This window comes from Paenibacillus sp. FSL L8-0333 (genome assembly GCF_037965665.1).
In the GTDB taxonomy this organism is placed as follows: Bacteria; Bacillota; Bacilli; order Paenibacillales; family Paenibacillaceae; genus Paenibacillus_AQ; species Paenibacillus_AQ odorifer.
Genome location: NZ_CP150186.1, coordinates 4,005,139 through 4,029,134, shown reverse-complemented (window position 1 = coordinate 4,029,134; position 23,996 = coordinate 4,005,139). Strand labels below are relative to the sequence as shown.

Sequence of the window (23,996 nt, the reverse complement as noted above, 5' to 3'; positions counted from 1 at the left end):
TACTAGTAATTATCTAAGTCTACGCAAATAGCCTACTAGTAAACACCCCCGTCCTCGCAAACAACCTACTAGTAAACACCATCGACGTTGCAAACACACTACTGGCATGAACCTTCGTACACGTAACTCCGTATTGGAAGCTACGTCATGCGCAGAAAGCAATTGGATTTAATCAAAGAAGGTTCGGTCCTCAAATTATTTTGGCCTATTTTTCCGTTAACTACTTCATCTGTCGTAGTAATTATGTTATACTGCAACTACTACGACAGATGAAGTAATCATGGGGGGATATTCTTGATCAGCAGTGATGTTATACGCGGCTACAATGATACGATGATCCTCTACATGCTGCTGGACGGGGAATCTTACGGGTACGAGATTTCCAAAAATATCAGGCAGTTAACGCAGGAGAAATATGTCATGAAGGAGACAACGTTATATTCTGCCTTCACCCGACTGGAGAAAAACGGGTATATAGAATCCTTTTATCTGGATGAGAGTCTTGGCAAGCGGCGTACGTATTATCGGATTACCTCGTTGGGTCTCGCCTATTACCGAGAAAAATGTGAGGAATGGAAGGTTACGCAGCAAGTTGTAAACCAATTTATCAAGGAGTGGTGATAGAGCATGGAGACGATCATAGTATATCTGGATAATATGTTTGCGGGTCTGCCAAAGACTCAGGAACTGGAACATCTGAAGCAAGAGCTGCTATCCGGGATGGAGGAGAAGTACCTAGAGCTGAAGCTTGCTGGCAAGTCGGAGAATGAGGCGATTGGTATCGTCATATCGGAATTCGGCAATATTGAAGAGCTGACAGCGGAGCTTGGCATCGATCCAGTTGCGCCGGAACAGGCTATTCCGGTGCTGACGGAAGAAGAGGTTTACGCTTATGCGGCGGCCAGACGAAGCGCTGGATTATGGACGGGTATCGGCGTTTTTCTCTGCGCATGCGGAGTGGCGTTTTTGATCACCCTGGATACAATATTTGAAAATAAGGCTGTTATGAGTGATAAAGGTTCTATGCTGGGGCTGGTCGGAATGTTCGTGCTGGTCGCTATCGCGGTCGGGATGTTTATACACAGCGGAATGAAGCTTGATCGCTTTAAGAGTCTGGAGCAAGGTTTTCAGCTGCCTTACGCTCTAAAGATGGCGCTTCAACGGAGCCAAAGTCTTTATGCTTCGACTTACCGTCTTTCTCTGATTACAGGAGTCTGCCTGTGTGTGCTGTCGCCGGCTTTTATCTTCACCACTAGCTATGTCAACGATGACTATGCTCCCTATGGAGTCGCTGCTTTTCTGTTTATTGCGGCTGTAGCGGTGTTTCTGTTCATCTATTACGGGAATATCCAGGGTACTTATACGAAGTTGCTGGAGGAGCCGAATATCATTGCAGAGAAGCAGGAAGAGAACCGATTTGTTGGAGTTGTTGGGACTGTGTTATGGCCTTTGGCGACGGCGATTTTTCTGTTCACGGGTTTTGTCTATGGGCGCTGGGACATCAATTGGGCAGTATTCCCAATTGCGGGTATCCTGTCCGGCATGTTAAGCAATGTTAATCATGTTCTGAACCGTAAAGATATCTCCTGATGGTGTTGACTACACTTGTACATTCCTGAACTAGATAGATTATATGTAAGGTATTCTACCAGTAGATTTGGCTGGAGAATACCTTTTTTTGTTGGATTTTAACAGGTGAGCTAAATGAGCTCTTTAATATTTTGACATTTAAATTTTAAGTACGGACTTGGACATATGTTGAGAGAAAGAGAATATGAATATACAACAATAATCTTGTTAAAGAGGCGACAATACATTAACTAGTTAGGAGAAATGATCGATGGAATTCGAACTGGGCAGCATTTTGAAACTAGTAAAACGTAGGCTGCTGTTCATTATTGTATTATGTATCGCTGCAGTCGGGCTCGCTGGTAGTGTTAGCTATTACGTTTTACAGCCGAAATACGAAGCGACAGCTTCTATACTTATTCAAGGGGACAGGCAGCAGAAAGCAATTAATGACATTATGGCCGGACAAAAGCTGGTCACTACTTACGGGGAGATCATTCGAAGCAGCAGGATAGCGGAAGAGGTCGTCAGAAAGCTGCAGCTAAAAATGACAGCAGAAGAGTTACTCAAAAATGTTAAGACAAGAACCAATAGCGAGTCACTCGTAACAACGGTAATTGTGACTGATTCAAAAGCTCAACGGGCAACAGATATCGCGAATGGCTTCGGAGAGGCCTTTAATGCGAATATTCAATCGATTATGGGAGTGGAGAATGTTGTATTTCTCGACCGTGCCAAGGTTCCTTCTGATCCTGTCTCACCTAAGCCCGTCTTCAATATGGCTGTTGCCTTCGGATTGGCGCTGATTACCGGGATTGCAATCTCTATCCTCCGGGAATTGATGGAGAAACCCGTGAGAAGTGCCAAAGATATTCAGCTTGATTTGCAGCTTCCGCTTCTGGGAACCGTGGGCAAATTAAAGCCACGCAAACGGCGGAATAAAGCGAAAACCAAATCAGCAGAAGGAGCCATCAGTTATGAAGAAGAAAACGCCAAAATTATATTGCCTGGAACAACCGAAGTCATCTAGCGGAGATCAATTCCGAAGCATACGCTCCAATATTCGTTATACCCGCGTTGGTGGAGAGATCCGCTCTTTATTAGTCACAAGCTCGCTTCCGGATGAAGGAAAATCAACGGTAGCCATAAACCTGGCGATTGCCATGGCGGAAGCTGGTAAGACAGTTCTACTCATTGATGGGGATCTACGTACGCCAACGGTGCATAAGGCATTTGATCTGCCTAATTGGATCGGGCTTAGCAGTATCTTAGTGGATCATACCCGCTTAGAGGATTGCATTATTTCTATTGAGGAAGCAGAAGGTTTGTCTGTATTGACCTCTGGTCCGATTTCACCAAATCCCGCTGAATTACTAGGCTCTGAAGGAATGAAGCGATTGTTTGCAGAGCTGAGCGTGCGTTTTGATACGATTGTCATCGACTCATCCTCTGTATTAATGCCATTTTCGGATGCCCTTATTTTGGCAACGATGACTGAGGGGGTATTGCTAGTTGTGAAATCCGGAAAAGTGCTCTTAAAGCACACGAGTTCTGCCAAGCACTTGCTAGAGCAGCAGGGAGCACATTTGCTGGGAGCCGTATTGAATTATCGGAAAAAGAGCAGGCGTTCCAAGATTCGTGGTGAAGATTTTGCCGAGTGGGCCTCTTCTTCAGGAATGGTCTGACGTCTATGTCATTTGCTTCTCTTCGTTATTTGCTCGGGAATATCACTTACGCTGGTGCTCAGTTTGTGATTGTGATCCTGCTGAATAAATTCGGGTCATCGGCAATCGTGGGGCAATATTCGCTAGGGCTTGCAGTTACTGCTCCGATCTTTATGCTGTCGCATCTACATCTTCGTTCCGTATTAATCGTTGATTCATCGGGGAAATACAGTTTTGGAGACTTTCTGGGCTTACGGCTGATAACAACTGCCCTTGCGTTTACGATTACCGCAGGTTTTTGCATAATAAGTGGTTTGGATTGGAATACAGTATTGGTTATTTTCTTCATCGGTCTGTATAGAATCGTTGAATCAATCAGTGATATTTTATTAGGCATCGTTCAAAAGGAGGAGAGATTAGATCAAATCTCAATCTCCAGAATGGCAAAAGGGTTATTCTCCATTCTAATCTTCATCCTCGTATTTATCCCTACACAGAGCCTTGTTCTTGCCTTGTTAGTCATGATAATCGGATGGTTAGCGATAACGATTGGATATGATGCTCGTAAAGCGAGAATATACACTTCTCTCAGGCCACTCTTCAACAAAAGAAGCCTATGGAGTTTACTGATCGTCAGTTCACCGCTAGGCGTGGTATTGGCGTTGATGTCGTTAAATACGAATATCCCATTATATGCGATTTCCTATTTTAAAGGGGAGCATGACTTAGGTATTTATGCTTCACTCTCATATATGATTGTTGCCTGCAATGTTGTCGTCACCGCACTTGGTGAAGCCATAACACCACGTCTTGCCAGGTGGCACGCAGGCGGGAGACACAAGGAGTTTGTCACTTTACTCAGCCGAATGATAGCGATGGGTTTGGGGTTTAGTGCGGTCGCTTGTTTGATAGGGTGGTTGTTTGGCCACAAGCTGTTAACCGTATTATTCAGTTCAGACGTGGCAGGAGAGTTAGGGTTGTTTCATTGGCTGCTGGCGTCCACCATGCTGGTATTTATTTCATCCTACCTGTGGTACGCCATAACGGCTACCGGAAGGTACAAAGCCCAGATTCCATTGTTTTTGTGCACAGCATTCACTAATGGCTTGTGTTGTCTGATCTTCGTACCTCATTACGGGGTAGTAGGTGCTGCGATGGGAGCTAGTTCGTCGTTATTTGTACAGATGATTGGCAGTGTAGTTGTGCTGTATCGTGTCATCGGAAAGGCAAGAAATCGGGAACAGTCGGAAGCGGCAGCATAAGTTCTTGTTTTATAGGAAAGTAGGAAAGTAGGGACTTGTATGACATCTGTATCTGTTGTAGGGAAGCCCTACACCATGCACAATTTATTTCTGTTTGCGGTCATGGGGTACATCATATGCCTTCCGGCGCAGATTGATTTTGGGGGAGCCTTCCGTATCGCCCCGTCGGATCTCTTCTTAATGTTAGGTTTATTTGCCGCTGGATTCCATCTCAAATTGGACCGGAGGATATTCAGTTCATGGCATTGGGGCATGCTGTTCATTTTTGTTTTAGCTTCCTTTGTATCCATTTGGCGCAACGGCTTCATTACTCAATACGCCCTGCTGCAAAAAGATATTGGATTTATTCTCCTTTTGTTGACCTACATCATGCTTGTGCAAGCAGCTGATAGCTGGGAACGGTTATATAAAATGCTCCGATTTTTCCTGATCAGTGTGCTGCTCTTAAATGGTGTTGCCCTATTCGCTTTTTTCAGTGGAGTAAAGGTTCCGTTCATGGTGCAAGACGGGCGGTTGTCCGGCATGTTAATTGATCCCAATGCATACGGGGGATTGCTGGTGACGGCTTTTGCCATTCATATCATGACGAGTGGGGAGAAGATAAAGCTGCTGCGGGGATGGGTCAGCGTACTAGCGACGATAAGCTTAGCCGGGGGCATTATAATGACCTTCTCGCGCTCGTCTTGGATTGGTCTGTTCCTAGTATTACTTACACTTCTGATTACCAAACCGTCCAGACTGATCAAGATCGGTATGGGGTTTGGGGTGGCTTTTATAGCTCTGCTGCTGTATAAAGGCACCGCTTATCTAAATGTGCTGGAGTCTATGTCCAGCAGACCTTCCCAGATCCAGTCGCGTCTTGACATCATTGACAAAGCGGTGGATTGGATCGCACAAAGTCCGTTATTAGGCATTGGGCTTGGTTCCTATAATTACGAACTGCGCATTATTATCCACAACACCCCTATATGGTTTTTGACTGAATTCGGCTTATTGGGCTTGATTGTATATGGCGGATTTATGATTTGGTTCTTCATTGTGGGTATCCGTTCTTATCGTGCAGCAGATCCCATTCATAGACCGATTATTATGGCATTGCTGCTGTCCCATGCGGCGATGATTGGGTTATCGATGGGCATTGAGGCGTTATTCCAGCGGTATTGGTGGTTCATGATGGCGATGAACGGAGCTTGCATCCGGTTAACAGACAAAAACCTGAAAGGAGAGATGCCCTATCGAACCCAACACGTTGAAAGGTCAGCTGGGCGCAAGCTTCGACAACGAGCAGAGCAACCTCAATAAAAGCTCAAGTAAGGACATCGGGAGTATCCCAGCTGAGGGCGGCTTACAAGCAAAGGTTGCTTTTGTAGCCTCCATATATGGGCATTTCGAGAGTTTTCATTTACCTTACATGGCGTTATTGCAGCAAAAAGGGTGTGAAGTCCATGCTTACGCTCAGCCGGGCGAAGCCAGACAGCGCATGGAACAGCGGGGAATTGTATGTCACGACGTACCTATACAACGAAGTCCTTTACAGTTGAAGAATTGGACGGCTCTGCGGATCTTAACTAAAAGCTTCCAAGCGGAAAAATTTCAGTTCGTCCATGTACATACACCAGTGGCTTCGATTCTCGGACGGATTGCAGCCCATAGAACAGGTGTCCCCAGCCTATTGTATACAGCTCATGGTTTTCATTTTTTTAAAGGTGCTCCTCTTCTGAACTGGATGCTTTATTATCCGTTGGAGTATTTGATGGCCCGTTGGACGGATGTGCTGATCACTATCAATAGTGAAGATTATGAGCGCGCTCAAAAATTCCCTGTGCGAAAAAAAGTAACTTATGTGAGTGGAGTCGGGCTTGATCTTCAGGTATACGGTAGCGGTGAGAGGGATAATGAAGTTGCAAAAATGAAGGGGGAAAGTCGTCGCCAGCTATTTGATTTACCTAAGAGATACAATGATAATCCTTCATTCGTTGTTCTCTGCGTCGCTGAGTTAAATGCTAACAAGAACCAAAAACAGTTGATCCAAGCACTACATCATTTGGGTGATCAAGCAAGCGATATTCATCTAGCATTCGCAGGTACAGGTCCTTTCGAGCAAACTCTTATAGAACTTGCTACTCGGTTAGGGGTTAGGGATCAGGTGCATTTTCTGGGGTTTCGAAGAGATATACCGGATTTGCTACAAGCGTGTGATGTTGCGGCACTCGTGTCCTATCGCGAGGGGTTACCCCGGGCGATTATGGAGGCGATGGCAGCAGGTAAACCCGTGATCGGCACACATATTCGGGGCATTCGCGATTTGATTGAGCATGAGTCAACGGGCATGTTGGTTCCAGTAGATGATATTGCTGCTACGGCAAAAGCACTGGTTCAACTGCGAGCGGACGCAGCTTTGACCGCAGCAATGGGGAAAGCGAATAAGGACAGGATTATTCGCTATGGATTGCCTGCGGTGCTTTGTGAAATGGACTCGATTTATATAGAAGCGCTGAATGAACCAGGGATAAAGCCATTTCAGTCTGAATTACAACCGGGTCTGACAGCAGATAGATAATTCATTCTCGCATATACGACAACATACGAATAAACGAATAATTAGTTAATTAGGGAGAAAGAAGTGATGAAAATGCGGATCGTACGTTTAGTCATGTTGGATGCGGGAATTATAGCGGCTTCAGTGTGGCTTGTGTTTTTACTTCGGTTTGATTTTCAAATCCCTGAGCAGTACATGTGGATGCTTCCGTGGGCGATACTCATTCATATTATGGTGTACGCAGCGTTCTCATTTGGATTCAAGGTGTATAACAATATCTGGCGATACACCGGTATAGGTGAGTTATTGCAGCTGCTAAAAGTGAGTGCTTTAACACTCTGTGGAGTGGTCGCTGTCAATGTATCTACGCATGTATTCGTCCCTTCTTATCGATTGCCGATTTCGATTTATTTTGCAGCGGGATACGTATTTCTCGGCATTGCCGGCTTACGTTTAGTAAACCGTCTCATCAACGATAGATTTGAAACAGCGGGGGCAAAGGGTTCATCCGAAGGCAATCTGCTAATCGTAGGGGCAGGGAAAGCAGGCATCCTCGTTACCAAAGATATCAAGCATTCAAGATTTAAATTCATGAACCCAGTCGCCTTCATAGATGATGATATCTCAAAGCGCAAGCTGGAGCTTATGGGGTTGCCGATTGTCGGTAACCGTAACTTCATTCCCCAGGCAGTCGAGCAGCTGGATATTTCGTTCATTATCATCGCTTTGCCTACGGCTCCACAAAAGGAATTACTGGAGATCATCGAAATCTGCAAATCTACCAAAGCTCAGATCAAGTTAATGCCCAGTATGACCGATATTTTGGACGGGAAAATGGCCATTAACATGATTCGTGAAGTATCCGTAAATGATTTGCTGGGGAGAAGCCCAATAGAAATTAATACGGAAGAGATTCGTGAGAATTTGGGAAGCGAGTGTATTCTCATCACCGGTGCAGGCGGTTCAATTGGTTCGGAGTTATGCCGGCAATTGGCTGCGTACCGTCCGAAGGAAATGCTGCTTTTGGGGCATGGAGAAAATAGCATTTATCTTATTGAACAAGAATTGCGGCAGTTATATCCCGATCAGATCATTCATCCCATTATAGCGGACATTCAGGATGTATCGCGGATTGATAACGTTTTTCAAAAATTCCGCCCCTCCATTGTGTATCATGCCGCTGCTCACAAGCATGTTCCTCTTATGGAGATGAATCCAGTAGAGGCAGTTAAAAATAATGTGATCGGCACAAGGAATGTAGCGGAAGCGAGTGCTAAATATGGCGCTAAACGGTTCATCCTCATCTCATCGGATAAGGCGGTTAATCCTACCAGTGTTATGGGGGCCACGAAACGAGCCGCGGAAATGATCATTAATGATCAGAATTCCTTAAGCAAGACGGTTTTTGCTGCTGTACGTTTTGGTAACGTGCTGGGCAGTAGGGGAAGTGTCATTCCGTTATTCAAAAGACAAATCGAAAACGGCGGCCCGGTGACGGTTACACATATGGATATGGTGCGTTACTTCATGACGATACCCGAAGCGGTACAGTTGGTTATTCAAGCAAGTGTGCTGGCACAAGGGGGAGAAGTGTTTGTGCTGGATATGGGTAAGCCAGTTCGTATATACGATCTAGCGAGGGATTTAATCCGCTTGTCGGGTCTCGAGCCTGACAAAGATATTCCCATTGTGGTCACTGGCATTCGTCCTGGAGAAAAATTGTTTGAGGAGCTTTTGACTGAAGAAGAAGGGTTATTGGTCACTAACAACTACCGTATTATGATTAGCCGCCCGCAAAGTGTCTCCAGATCTGAACTGAATTTGGTGTTGGGGGTTCTGGAGAACTTGTGCAAACGGTATGAACTGATGCCAAGCAGTCATCAGATCAAAAAACTGCTAAAGCAGCTAATTCCAAGCTATTCGGGTTTTCAGGAAGAAACGCAGGTGGGCACACATGATCTTGAACGCATTAAATCCGAAGTTCATGCGGGAATCTGACCTATGAAGTCGACTAAGCATTCATGGAGGACAAGATTATGGGGCAAGCGCGACAAGCCAATTACAGGTAAACGTTCACGCATGCGGCGGGTGGGACGATACAGCCTGATTGTTATTCTTGTTGTGGTTGTAGTTGGGGGGATCTGGATTGGAGGGATATTGAATCCAGAGCATCGTTTTAACAAGGCGATTCTTAACCCCTTGACGATCCCTAGCTCTAATGTGGTTACGAACAATGAAGAGATGGTACAGTCGCTCAGCACACCAGCCCCACAAGCGCAAACGGATGAGCTTATCCTAACAACGCCTACACAAACTCCAGCTGCGGCGATATCCCCAGCAGACAAGAAAAGCTCATCCTTTAATGTAGTGCTAATTGGAACAGACACTTGGGGCGGAGAAAGCTCGCGGGCAGATACGATCATGGTTGCCCATGTGATGCCGGATCAACGGAAGGTGAATATCGTATCTGTGCCGCGGGACACGCGGGTTTATGTGCAGAATGTCGGTTATACCAAGATCAATCATGCACATATCGTTGGTGAGACAAAGGGTGGGAATCAGCAGGGTACGCTGACACTGATTCAAGCCGTTAGTGATTTTATGAATATTCCTATTCATTACTACATCAAGACGAACTTCTCCGGTGTTCGTGATTTCATCGATTCGATTGGCGGGATCGATATGCTAATTGATCAGGATGTGACCATCACTCCGGAGATCACCATCAAGAAAGGTGAGCAGCATCTGGATGGTGCCCACACGCTTTATTTAGCAAGGGAGCGCTACTCGACTCCGGAGGGTGACTTTAGCCGCCAACGGGAGCAATTCAATATCGTTCGGGCTGTAGCCAAAAAGCTATTAAGTCCGGAGCATATTCCTGATCTAGCTGGACTGCTACTGCGTGAAAAGAAAGACATTATTGATACGAGTTTTAGTGACAGTGATTTGATGAGCTTAGCTTGGCTATTCAAGGGAATGGATTCCGCGGATTTTGCTTACGAACAGATTCCTGGCCATAACAGCTCTGCTCTAGATCCGCTCGTCCGAACTAAAGTGTATTACTGGAGTGCTAATTCGGAAGAGGTAAAGTCACTCACAGAACGTCTTTTTACGGAATAAGAGAAAGGCGGGGGGATGACTACCATGTATCGCCATATGAAGCGGGGCTTCGATTTGGTGGGAGCGATCTTTATGTTAGGTGTGTTTAGTCCGGTCATGGCTGTAGTGGCGTTGCTGATTCGGATAAAGTTGGGAAGTCCTATTTTGTTCAAGCAGCAGCGGCCGGGAATGGGAGAAAGACCCTTCTACATCTACAAGTTTCGAACCATGGCTGAAATGTATGATGCGCAGGGCCAGCCGTTATCGGACGCTCGGCGTTATATCAAATTCGGCGGATTGATTCGAAAGCTGAGTCTGGATGAGCTGCCGCAATTAGTGAATGTTGTGAAGGGAGAAATGAGTCTGATCGGACCAAGACCTTTGCTCATCCGTTATAGCCCGCATTACTCTGAACGGGAGCGGCTGCGATTCACTGTAAGACCCGGAATCACGGGATTGGCGCAGGTATCTGGACGTAATACTTCGGAATGGAAACAGCGGCTTTCCTATGACGTTACCTATGTTGAGAAGCTGAGCTTTAGATTAGATGCGTTGATCTTATGCAAAACTGTGCTGAAGGTGATCCGCCAAGCTGACGTTGTGGCCAATCCGGGTGAGCATAGTCTGCCACTCGATGAGTACAGAATGAACCAAAAGGAGGGGTCGGCATGAATTTGCGGTTTAGTCCGCTTCAGGAAGATGATATTCACCTTGCATGCCGGCTCTTACAGAGCAACTTGCCAGAGTCGGTCTACAATCAAACCATATTCGCCTGTGGCGGTTATCCCGAATATTTGAAAGCAGCATGTAAATGCGGAAGCCATTCAGCAACACTGCTGATTGGTGCCTATTCTGAAGATCTTCTTATTGGATTCGCTGAATGGAGAAGAATGGAGCAGATGCTGGTTCTGAATAACTTGAATGTGGACGCAGCTTATCGAAAAGACGGCATCGGCGGCAAGCTTATGGCCTACGGGGAGACGTTAGCCCAAAAGGATGGCATTTCGAAGCTGGCACTTGATGTATTTTCGTGGAATGAGCAAGCTCATGCTTGGTATTTGCGGCTTGGTTTTGCAGAGGAAGGCCGTACTTACTGGTATGTAAGAGATTTGGCTCCATCGATTGATAGGGATAGAGAAGCATTGGCGTACATCATAGATGATTACCCGATGGCAGAAGCACATCATCAAAAGTATGGATTCTCTTCTCTTAAGATTAGAACGAAGGAAGAGACTTCAGTAGTGGGCCGGTTAGGTGAACAGTATTATCGTATCCAGCTGCAAAGTGGAGGGTGGAGTGGCTGCAATCTTTTGACAGACGTATTAATGGATTTAGACCGGGAGAAAAGGCTGCTGTTGCTTTCTTCAGATGCTTATTTGCGTGAGCGAGACCCCGAGCTAATCTTAAGCACTGAAAGTATACGTATGATCAAAATATTGGAGAATCAAGAGGTGTTGTATGAGTAACTTTATCGTGCTAGGCAGCTCTAGTTCAGAGGAATGGGATGCCTATTTGAACCAGTTAGAGACGAAGGATATCTATTTCTCCTCAGCGTTTTTTCGGCTGTTTGAGGACGGAGAGCACCAGCAGGCAGAGCTGTTTGTATTCAAGCAGGGAGACCAGCTCATAATGTATCCTTACTTGCTTCGCTCCATAAGCCATCTTCCTGCCGTAATCCAACTGGGGCTTGATGGTGATTGGTACGATATTAGTACACCTTATGGATACGGGGGACCGATATCGAATCTCCCTCCAGGAGCCGAACGAAGTGAGCTGTACCGGCAATTCAGTGAAACGTTCACGGATTACTGTAGAGAGAAAAAGATCATGACTGAGTTTGTGAGATTTCATCCCTTAATAGGCAACGCTACGGAATATCAAAGCGGGCTTACTACCGAGTGGAATAGAAATACAATTTATATTGATTTGAACGTGGGTTCGGAGGCAGAGCTTATCCGGCATTATGGCAGCAATCATAAACGGAATATTCACAAAATAAAGTCTGCGCCCTTTACAATTCGGAATTCCAATCTGAAAGATCGTATTGAGTCCTTCAGTGAATTGTATTACGGAACACTAAATGATTTACAGGCGGATTCTTTTTATTATTTCCCCAAAAAATTTATAGAAGATACTAGTTATCTACTTGAAGGGAGAGTAGAGCTATTCGAAGCTATGGTTGGGGAGAAAACGGTGGCAACCAGCATCGTGTTACATGAACGACCGTGGATGCATTATCACCTATGTGGTTGGGATCGCGCCTATCTACAGTGGTCACCTACCAAATTGCTAATTCACGCAGCAGCCAAGTGGGGGATGGAAAATGGCTTTGAACGTTTTCATCTTGGCGGGGGATATAAGGGGAATGACGACTTATTTCAATTCAAGCATAGATTCGCGACACAACTGGAACCCCTTGACTATTACTTAGGTAAACGAATTTTTTTTCCAGAGTTGTATGAGCGGATCATATCCTTTTGTGACACTAGAGTATCAGGAAGTTACTTTCCGCTCTATCGGCATCCAGATCTCGATATGATATGTATTCCATCTGGAGAAATCGGTCCAAATGGAGAAAGGAGCTTCGCATGAGCATTCGTCAAACGAGCATTCTGCCACGAATCTTGTTATCCCCGCCGCATATTAGTGGACGTGAGCAGGTCTACATGGAGGAGGCGATACACTCTGGTTGGATTGCTCCTATTGGTCCGCAAGTCGATGCGTTCGAGCGGGAGATGGCCGCCTACACAGGATCAAAGGGTGCACTAGCGTTAAGCTCTGGCACGGCGGCGATTCATCTCGCACTTCGTCTAGCCGGTGTCACACAAGGAGATTACGTGATCTGTTCAACGCTCACGTTCGTTGCTAGCGCCAATCCTATTTTATATTTGGGGGCCACCCCCGTATTTGTCGATTCAGAGCCTGAGACCTGGAACATGTGTCCGCTGGCTTTTCAGCGGGCCTGCCAAGATTTGAATGACAAAGGACTGCTGCCAAAAGCGGCTGTTGTCGTCAATTTATACGGACAAAGCGCAGATATGGAGCCCATTGTAGAAATAGCTGACCGATATGGAATTACCTTGATTGAAGATGCTGCCGAATCATTAGGTGCTTTCTATCAAGGCAAGGCCAGCGGAACCTGGGGCCAATTCGGAATCTATTCTTTCAACGGAAATAAGATTATTACAACCTCAGGTGGGGGCATGCTCGTATCCGACGATACCGAAGCCTTAAAACAGGCGCGCTTCTGGTCTACGCAAGCCCGAGACACTGCCCCTCATTATCAACATTCCGAAATGGGATACAACTATCGGTTAAGCAACCTGTTGGCAGCTATAGGACGCGGTCAATTAGAACTGCTTGAAGAGCGGGTTGAACGGCGCAGATCTATTGGCCGGCGATATAGGGAACGTTTAGGTTCCATACCGGGTCTTCATTTTATGCCGGAAGCACGCAATTGTCGCAGCACGCACTGGTTGAGTGCGCTGACCATCGATGAAGAAGTGGCGGGGTTCTCTTCACGACAACTTCTGTCATGTCTGGAACAGCACAATATCGAAGCTAGGCCTGTATGGAAACCGCTGCATTTACAACCCTTGTTCGAGAGCAATTACTACTATCCTTACAGTGAGGAATACAGTGTATCAGATAACTTATTTTCAACAGGTGTCTGCCTGCCTTCTGGAAGCTCTTTATCGGATGAGGATTTGGAACGTGTCATTTATGCGATAGAGACATGTAACCAATACCGTTGATTCATCTTATTTAGCCTTCCATCCGCTGGCAGCTGATCCGCTTTCCTTCACATACAAAGTGGCTTGTGCCGTGCCATCCGTTCGCATGGCCAGACTGCCAACTGGGGCGGTTACGACTCCCTCGGGCGAACCCTCCACTATGAACACCGCGGGCAACACTGCCCCGCCAGTGAGGCGAATGGCCCGTTTGAAGTTACCGTAGGTCGAGAACCATTCAGGAAGCGAATAAGGATTATACAAGGTACCTAGTGATGTGCCTTGCATACCGATTAGTGTTTCGAATTCTAGAATTCGCTTTACTTTCACTGCCCGTGTATCGAACACAGCTACATTATTGAGGCGCAGAGACGGTTTAGCTGCACCGTAAGAAGAGACTAGCACTACCTGATTGGTTCCGCTATTGCGGACGATCATATTGTCGACAGTAGCCATGACGTCAGACTCCGTTGTGAATAAATGCAAAGTACTGCCCGTTAAGTCCTGTGCATCCATCGTCCCCACATAAAGATCTCCCCCGTCGATTCGGACACCACTTGCTAAGGTGGAACCCGAGCCGTACATTCCTAACGAACCGATATGCAACCTTGGTTTACCTCCGGCAGCATTAAACGCTGCATAGATCGCAGGGCCTCCGATGCCATCGAACTTGGCGCTAGCGATATCAATAAATTGTGAATAGATCGTCTGTAGACCGAAGTTAGCTTTATGATCGGTGGAGCGGATAGCCAAATGATTGATTTTCAGCGTCAGTCCATAGGACAGTAAGGCTGGACTTACCGATCCGCTTACACGCATATCTAGTGAACCGATGTCGAGTGTCCAGAGTCTAGCGATAGCATCTGTAAGCCCTGCTGATAGATCGTTACCGAAACCAATGGTAGTCAAGGAGTCGAATCGCTGATAAAAGCTGCGCGTTCCTTTAAAGACGTCGGGTTCAAGATCGAGAGAGTTAGCGCCAGTAAAACCCGGTGCGCCACCGCGGCTATTATTCAGGACTGCTCTGTTGACATGAAGCTGGTCTACAAAATGGACCACAAAGTTCTTTCGTCCAGCAGTCTCACAGCGTGCATATCCGATGTGCACATTAACGGAGGGGATTTCTTCTGTCCCCCCAATGAAGATATTATCTCCATAGCAATCGTGAGAGTACACTGACTCTATCGTTATATTTTGCGAAGAAGATATGAACAAGCCGTGAAGCTGATCGTTGACGGCTGTTTTAACAGTCGATGCACTTCCATCAATTTCAAGGGTGCCCGCGATTGTAATATTTGAGGCATTTAAGATGACTAGAACCCTAGTGTCTGAGGGTGGATTCGGGGCAAGCACAAGTTTGGAGCCGGCTTCAAAGCTTAAATTCGTTTTGGCCGGAATTCGAAGACACCACCAGTCGAGGACGGAGGGGTTACGCATGCGTCCCGAAGATACCTTATATACACCAGGAGGAAAGATTACTACTTTGTTTTTGGCGTTTCCCGCATTGATAGCATTTTGAATCGCTACTGTATCGTCCTTGATACCGTTTCCTACAGCGCCGTACGATCGGACGTTCACATAACCGTTAGTCTCAGGGTCTAATTTAATAGATGTGACCGCACCATCAGAAAGGATGGACGTAGTCACCGAGCTGTCTGGAATAGGGGCAGTAGCCATATACTTCACTCCTTTATACTTTGATTTTGTATTTTATGTGAATTTTTCGGGGAATGCACGGTACAAAGATCACTCTTAGCGGGCGAAAGGAGTTTTTTATTTTGAAGGTATTGGTAACTGGGGGGTTAGGCTTTATTGGGTCCCATGTGGTTGATCGGCTAATAAAAAAGGGCATAGAAACTGTGATTGTAGATAATGTATCCGGAGCCTCCGGTCTGACTTATATGAATCCTGCTGCGGTTCTGTATAAGTACGATATTCGGGATGAGACTTTGCATGAAGTGTTTAACCTTGAAAAACCAAATGCAGTCATTCATCTGGCTGCACAGATCGACGTCAGAGAATCACAGCGGAACCCGTTATTTGATGCGAATGTGAATATTGTTGGCACGCTGAATGTACTGCGCATGTGCGAGATCCATCAGGTTCAAAAGCTAGTTTATGCCTCATCGGCAGCGGTTTACGGGAACCCGAAATATTTGAGCATTGATGAGCAGCACCCCTTAAATCCCGAGTCCTGCTATGGTGTATCCAAAAGTGTACCAGAGTCATATATTCGGATGTTTGCCAGCTTACATGGGCTGAAATATACGATACTGCGTCTCGCTAATGTATATGGGCCAAGGCAAAGTTCACATGGGGAAGCTGGCGTTGTTTCCGTTTTTCTGGATCGTATAAAGCAAGGGGAGGATCTCGTTATCTATGGGGACGGTGAGCAGACTAGAGATTTCGTCTATGTGGAGGATGTGGCGCAAGCGTTCGTTGATGCGGTTCAGACCGACGGCAGAGTGAATAATGAGACGATGAATATTAGCTGCGGAATACCAACCTCGATAAATACGATGGTTCGGATATTAGGGGACATCACGGGTCGGGATTTCCTGACAACCTATGCGGAGCCTCGTCCGGAGGATATTCTCCATAGCTATTTAAACAATCAAAAAGCCCAGGAATTATTGTCTTGGTTCCCTAACCATACCTTTCATACCGGGCTGGAAAAAACAATAACTGACCGCTTAAGTGTAGGAAGCGCAGTAGATCATTAAAAGCACCCATTGAAAGGGGCACTCCGCATGGAACGCAAAATGAACTCGGAAATGTTCGTTCTTCGTAGTGTAGCCTGCTTAAGTATAGCCCTGCTGCATGCTCTTTATCGGGTTTATGACGATGGAAATACACCTTGGGTAGAATCGGTGGGTTTACTGCTAACGTTTGGCACACCTGTATTCGTATTTATCTCCCAATTCGTGTTGTCATTTGCCTATCCCAATGAAATTCCAGCGAGATTTTGGGAGAAAAGAATCAAGTATATTTTATTGCCTTACTTTTTTTTCGGGACCTTGTATGCAGGACTAAAAGGATTGGAGATGTCGGGTAGTGACGGCATTCCTTTGCTGCAGGCTTTTTGGTATTACCTCTGGCGTCATTTGCTGATTGGAGATTTCCATGGCTATTTTATACTGATTATCTTTCAGTTTTATGCTTTATTCCTCTGGTTTCAGACGTATGCGAAGCGGCTTAACCCCCGCACTATTCTAATCGTATCGTTCCTTATTAACGTTATCTATTTGGGTTTCTTCAACTTTACTACGCCCGCAGATACGGCTGCCGCCCATTATTTCTGGGATAAAATGTACTGGATTTTCGCACCTGGTTGGATTTTTTACTTTACAGTAGCCTATTACTTGGGACGAAATGAGCTGTGGTTCCGGGAAAAATTAAAAAAGTTCCGCATAGCGGTATACACGCTCCCGGTTCTGACAGGTGCGCTTGTGCTGTTCGTGAATAGTCAAGGCTGGATAACGGCGCATAGCTCCAAAAGAATTGATATGCTTCTATTCGCCTTAAGCATGATTTTGCTGCTCTTCTCCGTGGCATCGAAAATGAAGAAAGTGCCACGTGTACTGGAATGGAGCAGCAGATACTCTTTTGGCATATACTTGCTTCATCCTTTGCTATTGGCTATATTCGTCAAGCTTCCAGTTTCATTCGGGTTGCAAAACCTTGGGCTATTCAGTGTTCTGCTGCAATTTGTTGGTTGTGTGGTAGGCTCGGCACTTATAATGAATTTAGCGAATCGAATTCCTGGCGGAGCGTATGTATTCGGTCGGATCGGTGTAGGGATAAACCCAAGCAAACCACCGAAATCGCTGGATAAGCCGATAACTCCGAGTATTGGGAATGCAAACTAGCTTGAACTTGACCGGCCGCTAATCGTCTGTGTTTAGGTGATTAGTGGTCTTTTTTTGTTTTTGCATTTATTGCGATTACTTCGCTAATTACATTGCTAATTACATCGCACTAGCAGCATCCTCTCAATTCTCATTAAAAAAGCAAAATAGTTGTAAAAAGTACAATTAAGCTCTTATGCTCGCAGCTTTGGGGCAGTTTAATTGCATATTTTACAACTATTATTCTAGAATCCCGCCATATTGAGGCAAATGCTCGTATTTAAGTGTACAGAGTGCAACTAAATCCACAAAGGCTACCTTCAAAGCGTATATAGTTGCACAAAATACAATTAAACAAACTTCGTCGTAACCTCGCATTAGCTACACTGTGCGTTTGCGGTAGATGCAATTAAACTAACTTCGTCGTTACCTAACATTAGCTACACTCTGGCACATTGGCGGCAAAGTCCCAGTATAATTGTTGTATTGTAGTCAGTTCACACGAGGTTTTGTTTGTTCGGACCGTATTGCAGCTATTTTCACTTTTTAGTTGATTTTACGATAGTTTCGGACTGTATTGCGCTTATTTCCATAAAAACACACATTATGGAAGCTACTTTACACGAATAGCTGCATCTAAGTCCGATAATTTAGCAAAATGAATGAAATTATTAAAATAACGGCGCCTCAGTCCGATCTATAGTGAGGGGGATCTAATTAGATGAACTTCGATTATAGTCGAAGGGAACTAAATTAGTTAGAATAATTAGGTAGTCCCTTTATGGTTTTTTACATCCAGAGAATAATGCATCGTGCAGAATATTAGGAGGAAATGAATAGTGGAACTTGGAGTAAGCACATTTGTCGAGACCACACCTGATGTCCAAACGGGTGAGACAATAAGTCATGCAGAACGACTACGTGAAGTAGTGGAGGAAATTGTACTTGCCGAAGAGGTGGGATTAGATGTATACGGAGTAGGTGAGCATCATCGGCATGATTATGCGGCATCTTCACCTGCGGTTGTACTGGCTGCAGCTGCTTCGTTGACTACTAAGATCCGGTTGAGCAGTGCTGTAATGATCCTGTCTTCAGCCGATCCGGTGCGTGTGTTTCAGGACTTTGCAACGCTGGATGGAATTTCGAACGGACGTGCGGAGATTATGATCGGCCGGGGTTCGTTTACAGAGTCTTTTCCTCTATTCGGATATGATCTGAAGGATTATGAAGAACTGTTCAATGAGAAGCTGGAATTGTTATTAGCCATCCAAAAGTCAGAAAAAGTGACCTGGAAAGGCAAACACCGAGCAGCTATAGAAAATTTGGGGATTTACCCGCGTCCGGTTCAAGATCCTTTACCGATTTGGATCGGGAGTGCAGGAAGTCCAGAGTCTGCGATCCGCACAGGATCACTAGGTTTGCCTTTTGTTTTAGCGATTATAGGGAATGTTCTACCGCTGGATTATGCGTCACATGTGCAGCTTTACAAAAAAGCAGCAGCTGAAGCCGGGCGTGATATTTCAAAATATCCAATCGCTTCGCATTCACACGGGTTCATAGCGGAGACTAATCAGTTAGCGCTGGAGAAATTTTTCCCTTCAACGCATGCCCGGACCAATGTGCGGGCGAAGGAAAAAGGAACACCTCCGTACCATCGTGCAGATTATGATGCAGCGTGCAGCTTAGATGGCGCCCTTTACGTAGGTGATCCAGAAACTGTTGCTAATAAAATCATTCATCTGCGCAAGCATGTGGGAATTACGCGATTCTTTTTACATGTGCCGCACGGCACGATGCCTCATGAGGATGTTATGCAGGCGATTAGACTGCTGGGCACCGAAGTGGCCCCACGTGTTCGGGAAGAAGTAGCGCGCTGGGAAGCAAGTAATCGGTAATTTAGTAAGCTGCGTCCTTAGGACGTGGCTTTTTTTGTAAGGTATACTGAAGAAATGAATAACGTTTTATACAGGAGGGGCAATGGATAAAATTCATTATTTATCTCAATTCAATTTGCTTCAATCGTTAGGACTGGAAGATCTAATTGAAATGGAAGAATTAACGCGAATAACAGTAGTCCCCAAAAATACATATATCCAAACACCGTCAACCTTTTCTGAAGGACTGTTTTTTGTGAAAAAAGGGAAGGTTCGTTTATACCAATTAAATGCAAACGGTAAGCAATTTACATCGGATATCCTTAATGAAGGCAATGTTTTTGGTGAAATGGGTGTGATTTCTTTTGGAACGAAGGAACATTATATTGAAACGATTGAGGAAAGCCATATCTGCACAATTGATCCTGGAAGGTTTGAAGAATTCATCTCTCACCGGCCTAGGTTTATGATGTCATTATTGCAAGTATTGAGCGACCGCATAAAAAGTATGAGTCAGTTAACTCAAAATCTAGCCATTGGAAATCTGCATGATAAAATATTGTGTGTTCTTTTAAAGCTGGCGGATCAGCATGGGGTTGAGCATAAGGATAATTGTTACAAAATTAATGTTCCTCTATCGCATCAAGAAATCGCTAATTTAATTGGAGCCAGCAGAGAAGCTGTAACAGTGGCATTACAAGAATTGGTGAAAGCGGAAGTTATTCAGACAGGGTTCAGAACTATCTATGTTCAGCGAGACAAGATTTTGGAAAGAAATATAACATAGCTATCGAGTTGTAAACGAGATTACAGCTTCATTTTTAGAAACAACGGTATCCTAGCTATGACATGAAGGTGATTTAAGCTTTCAAATCATAGTGAAGGGACGATTTCCATGGAACACAGGAAGGGCGCTCGGAAGGTTACTGAAATTCCCGTTGAGATTGTAGAACTGCTGAATAAAGGATATTTACAGAGCGTGAATTTAACGGAATGGCTTGCTGTGGATCATCTTGTATTGTTGGAAAATGTACTGAATGAGCTAGGTTTTGAACAGGAAGCTAAACCAATTTTACAAAGGCTGAATGCGTTATCGGTAAAGAAAATCATGAAGCTCATCCCGGTGATTTCACGTGAGTGGCAGCTTCTATTTGACTATAAATCAGAGCTGGAACGTTCCCGACTATTTGCTGTGTTAGCTCATCATAACTCCGATAGTGTTCGCTGCTGGGCTGCTTATATCGTGGGCCAGAATCATCAATGGAGTCTAGTTCAAAAACTAACAGCAATCCGTCCTTTTGCAGCGGATGGTCATTTTGGGGTGCGTGAGATTTCTTGGATGGCTTTGAGGGAATCAGTCATTGCCGAGCTGGAAGCGTCCATTGAATTGTTAAAGGTTTGGGTTCATGACCAGGACGCGAATATTAGGAGATTTGCGGTCGAATTGACGCGCCCACATGGGGTATGGGCAAAGCATATTACAGCGCTCAAAGAAAATCCAGCGATTGCCCTTCCGCTATTAGAACCGCTTAACTCTGATCCGGCAAAATACGTTCAGGAATCTGTAAGCAATTGGTTAAATGATGCTAGCAAAAGCAATCCGGCATGGGTACAACAAATTTGTGACGATTGGTTGAACCTATCGGGTACCAAGGAAACAAAGCGGATTGTAACCCGGGCAACAAGAAGTATTACTGATCAAAAATGAAATTAGTGCATCACTTTAGAGTGGATATTCAAACGCCAAACACTATGGACTAATATGTGTTGGCGTTTTTTATTATGGAGTTAACTTGGATAATTCAAGAGAAAGACTACTTCCTATTTATTATTTAAACCAAACTTCGTGAAAATATTTATATTGTTAATCCTCAGGTCATCTGTTATACTCAGAAACACCGAATGTTATAAAAACTAACACTAATTAAAGGAATGGAGGATTTTCGTATGAAAAAACAAATAATTCGTAATGTAGGCGTCACGTTATCCATGTTTTTAGTGGTGAATTCGTTATCCAGTGTCATGTATGCTAACACATCGAATGATGCGTATAAGCCAAAAACCCATGTTCTGAAGGCGAATTCGGAGACTGTTCGATGGGGGAATATTGGTAAGGGAGATCCAGCTCTGACTGTACATTCGGGAGACATCGTAACGGTTGAGGCTATTACACATCACTCTGGTGATGATTACGAGCGGATGATTAAAGGAGATGCGGGAGTGGAGGATATTTTCCACTGGATTGAAGGGGAGAAGAACGAAGCGCTCCGCGGGCCAGGCGTACATATTATGACGGGTCCCATCGCAGTAGAAGGTGCTGAACCAGGGGATGTGCTGGAAGTGAAGATTCTGGACATGAAGCTGAGACCTAATGGAAATGAACAATACGCTGGAAAAACATATGGCGTGAATGCCGCGGCGAACTGGGGTTATCTATACGGAGATATGGTGGAGGAGCCGAAAAAGCGTGAGGTAGTAACCATCTATGAGATGGATACGGAGGGTGGAACAGATTATGCAACAGCTGTATATAACTACAAATGGTCTGTGCAAACCGATCCGGATGGTCAAGTGCACCCGACAATTGACTACCCGGGTGTTATCGTTGACCATAAAACGATTGATAAGAATTTCGGTGTGCTAAAAGGTGTGAAAATTCCGGTGCGTCTCCACTTTGGTACAATGGGTGTGGCGCCGAAAGAAGCGGATGTTGTTGACTCCGTTCCACCTTCTTACAACGGCGGTAACGTAGATGATTGGCGGATTACCGAAGGTGCAACGATGTATTATCCTGTATCCGTAGCTGGTGCACTACTGTCGATCGGTGACCCGCATGCCGGTCAAGGCGATTCGGAGATTAACGGTACTGCGATTGAGACATCGGTCACTGGGGATATACAAGTTATTCTTCATAAAAAAACATCGCTTAACAACAAGCTGAAAGGTTTAAACTTCCCATTACTTGAAAATGAGAACGAGTGGGTCGTGCATGGATTCAGCTACGCCAATTATTTGGAGGAGCTGGGGGCTAGTGCTCAGACGGATATCTTCAACAACTCGTCCATCGACAAAGCAATGAAGGATGCCGCTCATAAAACAAAAGATTTTTTAATGGCTGGAATGGAATTGAGCGAAGATGAAGCGTACTCTCTGATGTCGGTGTCAGCTGATTTTGGAATTACACAAGTGGTGGATGGAAACTGGGGCGTTCACGCCTTAATTGATAAAGGTCAATTCGGCGATTCCGAGCGCAAGCCCGTGGTTTTACGGAGCAGCTTTGAGAACTTTGGAGCAAAGGTTGGCTGGCAGCCAGCCACTAAGACAGTTACGCTGAGCTACAATGGCAATGTACTGGAGATGAAGGTTGGAGCGACAACGGGAATTTACAACGGAGAGACAGTGAAGCTTGTAGCCCCATTAAGTGTTGTGAATGAGAAGGTTGTGGTCAGCGAATATTTCGTGAACTTTTATAAAGCTAAGCTGGCTAAGACAGAGTAGGACGAAATAGCAATTATTTGATAATTCTAATAAAAATCCAGATGAGAAAAGAACCGTCTTTATAGGCGGTTCTTTTTCTTATATATTTAAGCCGTCTTGATTTTTGTGGCGTTTCAATAAAATTTGGTTTTCTACACGTACCAGTCCATCCAGACAATAGATTGATTCATGCATAAACCGTTCCATCTCTTCAAGATTCTCAACTAAGATGTGAATATGCAGAATACAAGGTCCTGTCATTTCGTATAATACAGCTACACGTTCGTTTTCTTTTAATACGTCGACGATATGATTCAAATGAGCAGGTTCTACTTCAAGTTCCAGGTAGGCGGAGATTTTCTTTCCTAACTTTTCGGCACTGATGACAATCGAGAACTGTTCAATAATCCCTTGATTGACTAGCCGATCAATACGGTCTTTCACCGCGACACTTGATAAACTGACTTCTTTAGCTAGATCAGTATAGGAAATTCTGCTGTTTTGGGCCAGCCGCATCAAAATATGGTTATCGATAGGATCTAGCATGCGGATTCGTTCACCTCTTTTTTCGTAATTGTATCAGAAAAAAAGTGGAAATGCCTAGTAGCGCTTTACAGTAGAAGTGTGTGACGGCATTCTCTGCTGAAGATAGTTGACATAAAAGAATTATTTCACTATACTGGCTGTAATCTTATATACGATATACGTTGAAGGAGCCCAGTAGTAACTTAGTCCCTGTTCCAGAAAGCCGGGGGTTGATGAAACCCGGTACACACTAAGCTTGCGAATTACACTTTGGAGTATCTCGGGTAACACCGAGCGGAATGGCGAACGATATCTCGTCAAGAGTGGTATCAATGGTATGCTTGAGCATAAGCGTTTCATGGGTGCAATCTGGGTGGTAACACGGTTATTCAATCGTCCCTATGTCTA

The 23,996-nt window shown here is 45.0% G+C and carries 21 protein-coding genes; 19 read left to right on the top strand and 2 right to left on the bottom strand.

The annotated features are described in order from the left end of the window. Positions 1–294: 294 nt before the first annotated feature. From NYE72_RS17945 to NYE72_RS17885, 13 genes are all read left to right on the top strand, one after another. Entirely contained in the window at positions 295–621 is a 327-nt protein-coding gene (locus tag NYE72_RS17945) for a PadR family transcriptional regulator (RefSeq protein WP_036688249.1), read from the top strand. 6 nt (positions 622–627) lie between these two features. Next, positions 628–1,590, top strand: a complete 963-nt coding sequence (locus NYE72_RS17940; protein WP_076274768.1) for a permease prefix domain 1-containing protein — start codon at positions 628–630, stop codon at positions 1,588–1,590. A gap of 250 nt (positions 1,591–1,840) precedes the next feature. Then, positions 1,841–2,599, top strand: coding sequence for a Wzz/FepE/Etk N-terminal domain-containing protein (locus tag NYE72_RS17935; protein WP_076098952.1), 759 nt, complete (start codon positions 1,841–1,843; stop codon positions 2,597–2,599). Continuing rightward, a complete protein-coding gene (locus NYE72_RS17930) occupies positions 2,547–3,254 on the top strand; it encodes a CpsD/CapB family tyrosine-protein kinase (RefSeq protein ID WP_036688243.1) in 708 nt (235 codons plus the stop codon). Before NYE72_RS17935 ends, NYE72_RS17930 begins: the two co-directional genes overlap by 53 nt. Before the next feature lie 5 nt (positions 3,255–3,259). Further along, the gene (locus NYE72_RS17925) at positions 3,260–4,495 is read left to right on the top strand and encodes an oligosaccharide flippase family protein (RefSeq protein ID WP_076106248.1); all 1,236 of its coding nucleotides are present in this window, start codon (positions 3,260–3,262) and stop codon (positions 4,493–4,495) included. A 75-nt stretch (positions 4,496–4,570) separates the two neighbouring features. Then, positions 4,571–5,797, top strand: a complete 1,227-nt coding sequence (locus NYE72_RS17920) for an O-antigen ligase family protein (protein ID WP_076106246.1) — start codon at positions 4,571–4,573, stop codon at positions 5,795–5,797. Next, the gene (locus NYE72_RS17915) at positions 5,745–7,055 is read left to right on the top strand and encodes a glycosyltransferase family 4 protein (RefSeq protein WP_339210159.1); all 1,311 of its coding nucleotides are present in this window, start codon (positions 5,745–5,747) and stop codon (positions 7,053–7,055) included. The genes NYE72_RS17920 and NYE72_RS17915 overlap by 53 nt, the downstream gene beginning before the upstream one ends. A gap of 66 nt (positions 7,056–7,121) precedes the next feature. Next, on the top strand, positions 7,122–9,032 hold the full coding sequence (locus tag NYE72_RS17910; RefSeq protein WP_076098954.1) for a nucleoside-diphosphate sugar epimerase/dehydratase: 1,911 nt from the start codon (positions 7,122–7,124) through the stop codon (positions 9,030–9,032). A 3-nt stretch (positions 9,033–9,035) separates the two neighbouring features. Next, complete coding sequence (locus NYE72_RS17905) at positions 9,036–10,154, top strand: LCP family protein (protein ID WP_339210157.1); 1,119 nt, start codon at positions 9,036–9,038, stop codon at positions 10,152–10,154. 24 nt (positions 10,155–10,178) lie between these two features. After that, positions 10,179–10,805, top strand: a complete 627-nt coding sequence (locus NYE72_RS17900; protein WP_076146449.1) for a sugar transferase — start codon at positions 10,179–10,181, stop codon at positions 10,803–10,805. Continuing rightward, the gene (locus NYE72_RS17895) at positions 10,802–11,599 is read left to right on the top strand and encodes a GNAT family N-acetyltransferase (RefSeq protein WP_076098955.1); all 798 of its coding nucleotides are present in this window, start codon (positions 10,802–10,804) and stop codon (positions 11,597–11,599) included. The genes NYE72_RS17900 and NYE72_RS17895 overlap by 4 nt, the downstream gene beginning before the upstream one ends. Then, complete coding sequence (locus tag NYE72_RS17890; protein ID WP_076098956.1) at positions 11,592–12,725, top strand: GNAT family N-acetyltransferase; 1,134 nt, start codon at positions 11,592–11,594, stop codon at positions 12,723–12,725. Before NYE72_RS17895 ends, NYE72_RS17890 begins: the two co-directional genes overlap by 8 nt. Next, positions 12,722–13,888: a DegT/DnrJ/EryC1/StrS family aminotransferase gene (locus tag NYE72_RS17885; RefSeq protein ID WP_036688235.1), complete on the top strand. Its 1,167-nt coding sequence runs from the start codon at positions 12,722–12,724 to the stop codon at positions 13,886–13,888. Before NYE72_RS17890 ends, NYE72_RS17885 begins: the two co-directional genes overlap by 4 nt. A gap of 6 nt (positions 13,889–13,894) precedes the next feature. Here NYE72_RS17885 and NYE72_RS17880 read toward each other — a convergent pair whose 3' ends face one another. Then, positions 13,895–15,541 (bottom strand): glycosyl hydrolase family 28-related protein, encoded by a 1,647-nt coding sequence (locus NYE72_RS17880; protein WP_036688232.1) that lies wholly within the window; start codon positions 15,539–15,541, stop codon positions 13,895–13,897. A gap of 101 nt (positions 15,542–15,642) precedes the next feature. Here NYE72_RS17880 and NYE72_RS17875 point away from each other — a divergent pair, with 101 nt between their 5' ends. The 6 genes from NYE72_RS17875 to NYE72_RS17850 all read left to right on the top strand — a co-directional run bounded on the left by NYE72_RS17875 (position 15,643) and on the right by NYE72_RS17850 (position 23,084). Continuing rightward, positions 15,643–16,587: an NAD-dependent epimerase/dehydratase family protein gene (locus NYE72_RS17875; RefSeq protein WP_339210155.1), complete on the top strand. Its 945-nt coding sequence runs from the start codon at positions 15,643–15,645 to the stop codon at positions 16,585–16,587. Positions 16,588–16,614: 27 nt separating this feature from the next. Further along, entirely contained in the window at positions 16,615–17,733 is a 1,119-nt protein-coding gene (locus tag NYE72_RS17870) for an acyltransferase family protein (RefSeq protein WP_339210154.1), read from the top strand. Between the two features lie 818 nt (positions 17,734–18,551). Next, positions 18,552–19,607: an Atu2307/SP_0267 family LLM class monooxygenase gene (locus NYE72_RS17865; RefSeq protein WP_036688226.1), complete on the top strand. Its 1,056-nt coding sequence runs from the start codon at positions 18,552–18,554 to the stop codon at positions 19,605–19,607. Positions 19,608–19,689: 82 nt separating this feature from the next. Further along, a complete protein-coding gene (locus NYE72_RS17860) occupies positions 19,690–20,373 on the top strand; it encodes a Crp/Fnr family transcriptional regulator (protein WP_339210151.1) in 684 nt (227 codons plus the stop codon). Positions 20,374–20,481: 108 nt separating this feature from the next. After that, positions 20,482–21,294, top strand: a complete 813-nt coding sequence (locus NYE72_RS17855) for a DNA alkylation repair protein (RefSeq protein WP_339210149.1) — start codon at positions 20,482–20,484, stop codon at positions 21,292–21,294. Positions 21,295–21,533: 239 nt separating this feature from the next. After that, positions 21,534–23,084, top strand: a complete 1,551-nt coding sequence (locus NYE72_RS17850) for an acetamidase/formamidase family protein (protein WP_339210147.1) — start codon at positions 21,534–21,536, stop codon at positions 23,082–23,084. Between the two features lie 78 nt (positions 23,085–23,162). Here NYE72_RS17850 and NYE72_RS17845 read toward each other — a convergent pair whose 3' ends face one another. Next, entirely contained in the window at positions 23,163–23,609 is a 447-nt protein-coding gene (locus NYE72_RS17845; RefSeq protein ID WP_038571749.1) for an Lrp/AsnC family transcriptional regulator, read from the bottom strand. Between the last annotated feature and the right edge of the window lie 387 nt (positions 23,610–23,996).

What these genes read in the sequence shown, in the direction of transcription:
- NYE72_RS17940 (WP_076274768.1), top strand. Translation starts at nt 628, where the DNA reads ATGGAGACGATCATAGTATATCTGGATAATATGTTTGCGGGTCTGCCA.
- NYE72_RS17935 (WP_076098952.1), top strand. Translation starts at nt 1,841, where the DNA reads ATGGAATTCGAACTGGGCAGCATTTTGAAACTAGTAAAACGTAGGCTG.
- NYE72_RS17930 (WP_036688243.1), top strand. Translation starts at nt 2,547, where the DNA reads ATGAAGAAGAAAACGCCAAAATTATATTGCCTGGAACAACCGAAGTCA.
- NYE72_RS17925 (WP_076106248.1), top strand. Translation starts at nt 3,260, where the DNA reads ATGTCATTTGCTTCTCTTCGTTATTTGCTCGGGAATATCACTTACGCT.
- NYE72_RS17920 (WP_076106246.1), top strand. Translation starts at nt 4,571, where the DNA reads ATGCACAATTTATTTCTGTTTGCGGTCATGGGGTACATCATATGCCTT.
- NYE72_RS17910 (WP_076098954.1), top strand. Translation starts at nt 7,122, where the DNA reads ATGAAAATGCGGATCGTACGTTTAGTCATGTTGGATGCGGGAATTATA.
- NYE72_RS17905 (WP_339210157.1), top strand. Translation starts at nt 9,036, where the DNA reads ATGAAGTCGACTAAGCATTCATGGAGGACAAGATTATGGGGCAAGCGC.
- NYE72_RS17900 (WP_076146449.1), top strand. Translation starts at nt 10,179, where the DNA reads ATGTATCGCCATATGAAGCGGGGCTTCGATTTGGTGGGAGCGATCTTT.
- NYE72_RS17895 (WP_076098955.1), top strand. Translation starts at nt 10,802, where the DNA reads ATGAATTTGCGGTTTAGTCCGCTTCAGGAAGATGATATTCACCTTGCA.
- NYE72_RS17890 (WP_076098956.1), top strand. Translation starts at nt 11,592, where the DNA reads ATGAGTAACTTTATCGTGCTAGGCAGCTCTAGTTCAGAGGAATGGGAT.
- NYE72_RS17885 (WP_036688235.1), top strand. Translation starts at nt 12,722, where the DNA reads ATGAGCATTCGTCAAACGAGCATTCTGCCACGAATCTTGTTATCCCCG.
- NYE72_RS17880 (WP_036688232.1), bottom strand. Translation starts at nt 15,541, where the DNA reads ATGGCTACTGCCCCTATTCCAGACAGCTCGGTGACTACGTCCATCCTT.
- NYE72_RS17870 (WP_339210154.1), top strand. Translation starts at nt 16,615, where the DNA reads ATGGAACGCAAAATGAACTCGGAAATGTTCGTTCTTCGTAGTGTAGCC.
- NYE72_RS17860 (WP_339210151.1), top strand. Translation starts at nt 19,690, where the DNA reads ATGGATAAAATTCATTATTTATCTCAATTCAATTTGCTTCAATCGTTA.
- NYE72_RS17855 (WP_339210149.1), top strand. Translation starts at nt 20,482, where the DNA reads ATGGAACACAGGAAGGGCGCTCGGAAGGTTACTGAAATTCCCGTTGAG.
- NYE72_RS17850 (WP_339210147.1), top strand. Translation starts at nt 21,534, where the DNA reads ATGAAAAAACAAATAATTCGTAATGTAGGCGTCACGTTATCCATGTTT.
- NYE72_RS17845 (WP_038571749.1), bottom strand. Translation starts at nt 23,609, where the DNA reads ATGCTAGATCCTATCGATAACCATATTTTGATGCGGCTGGCCCAAAAC.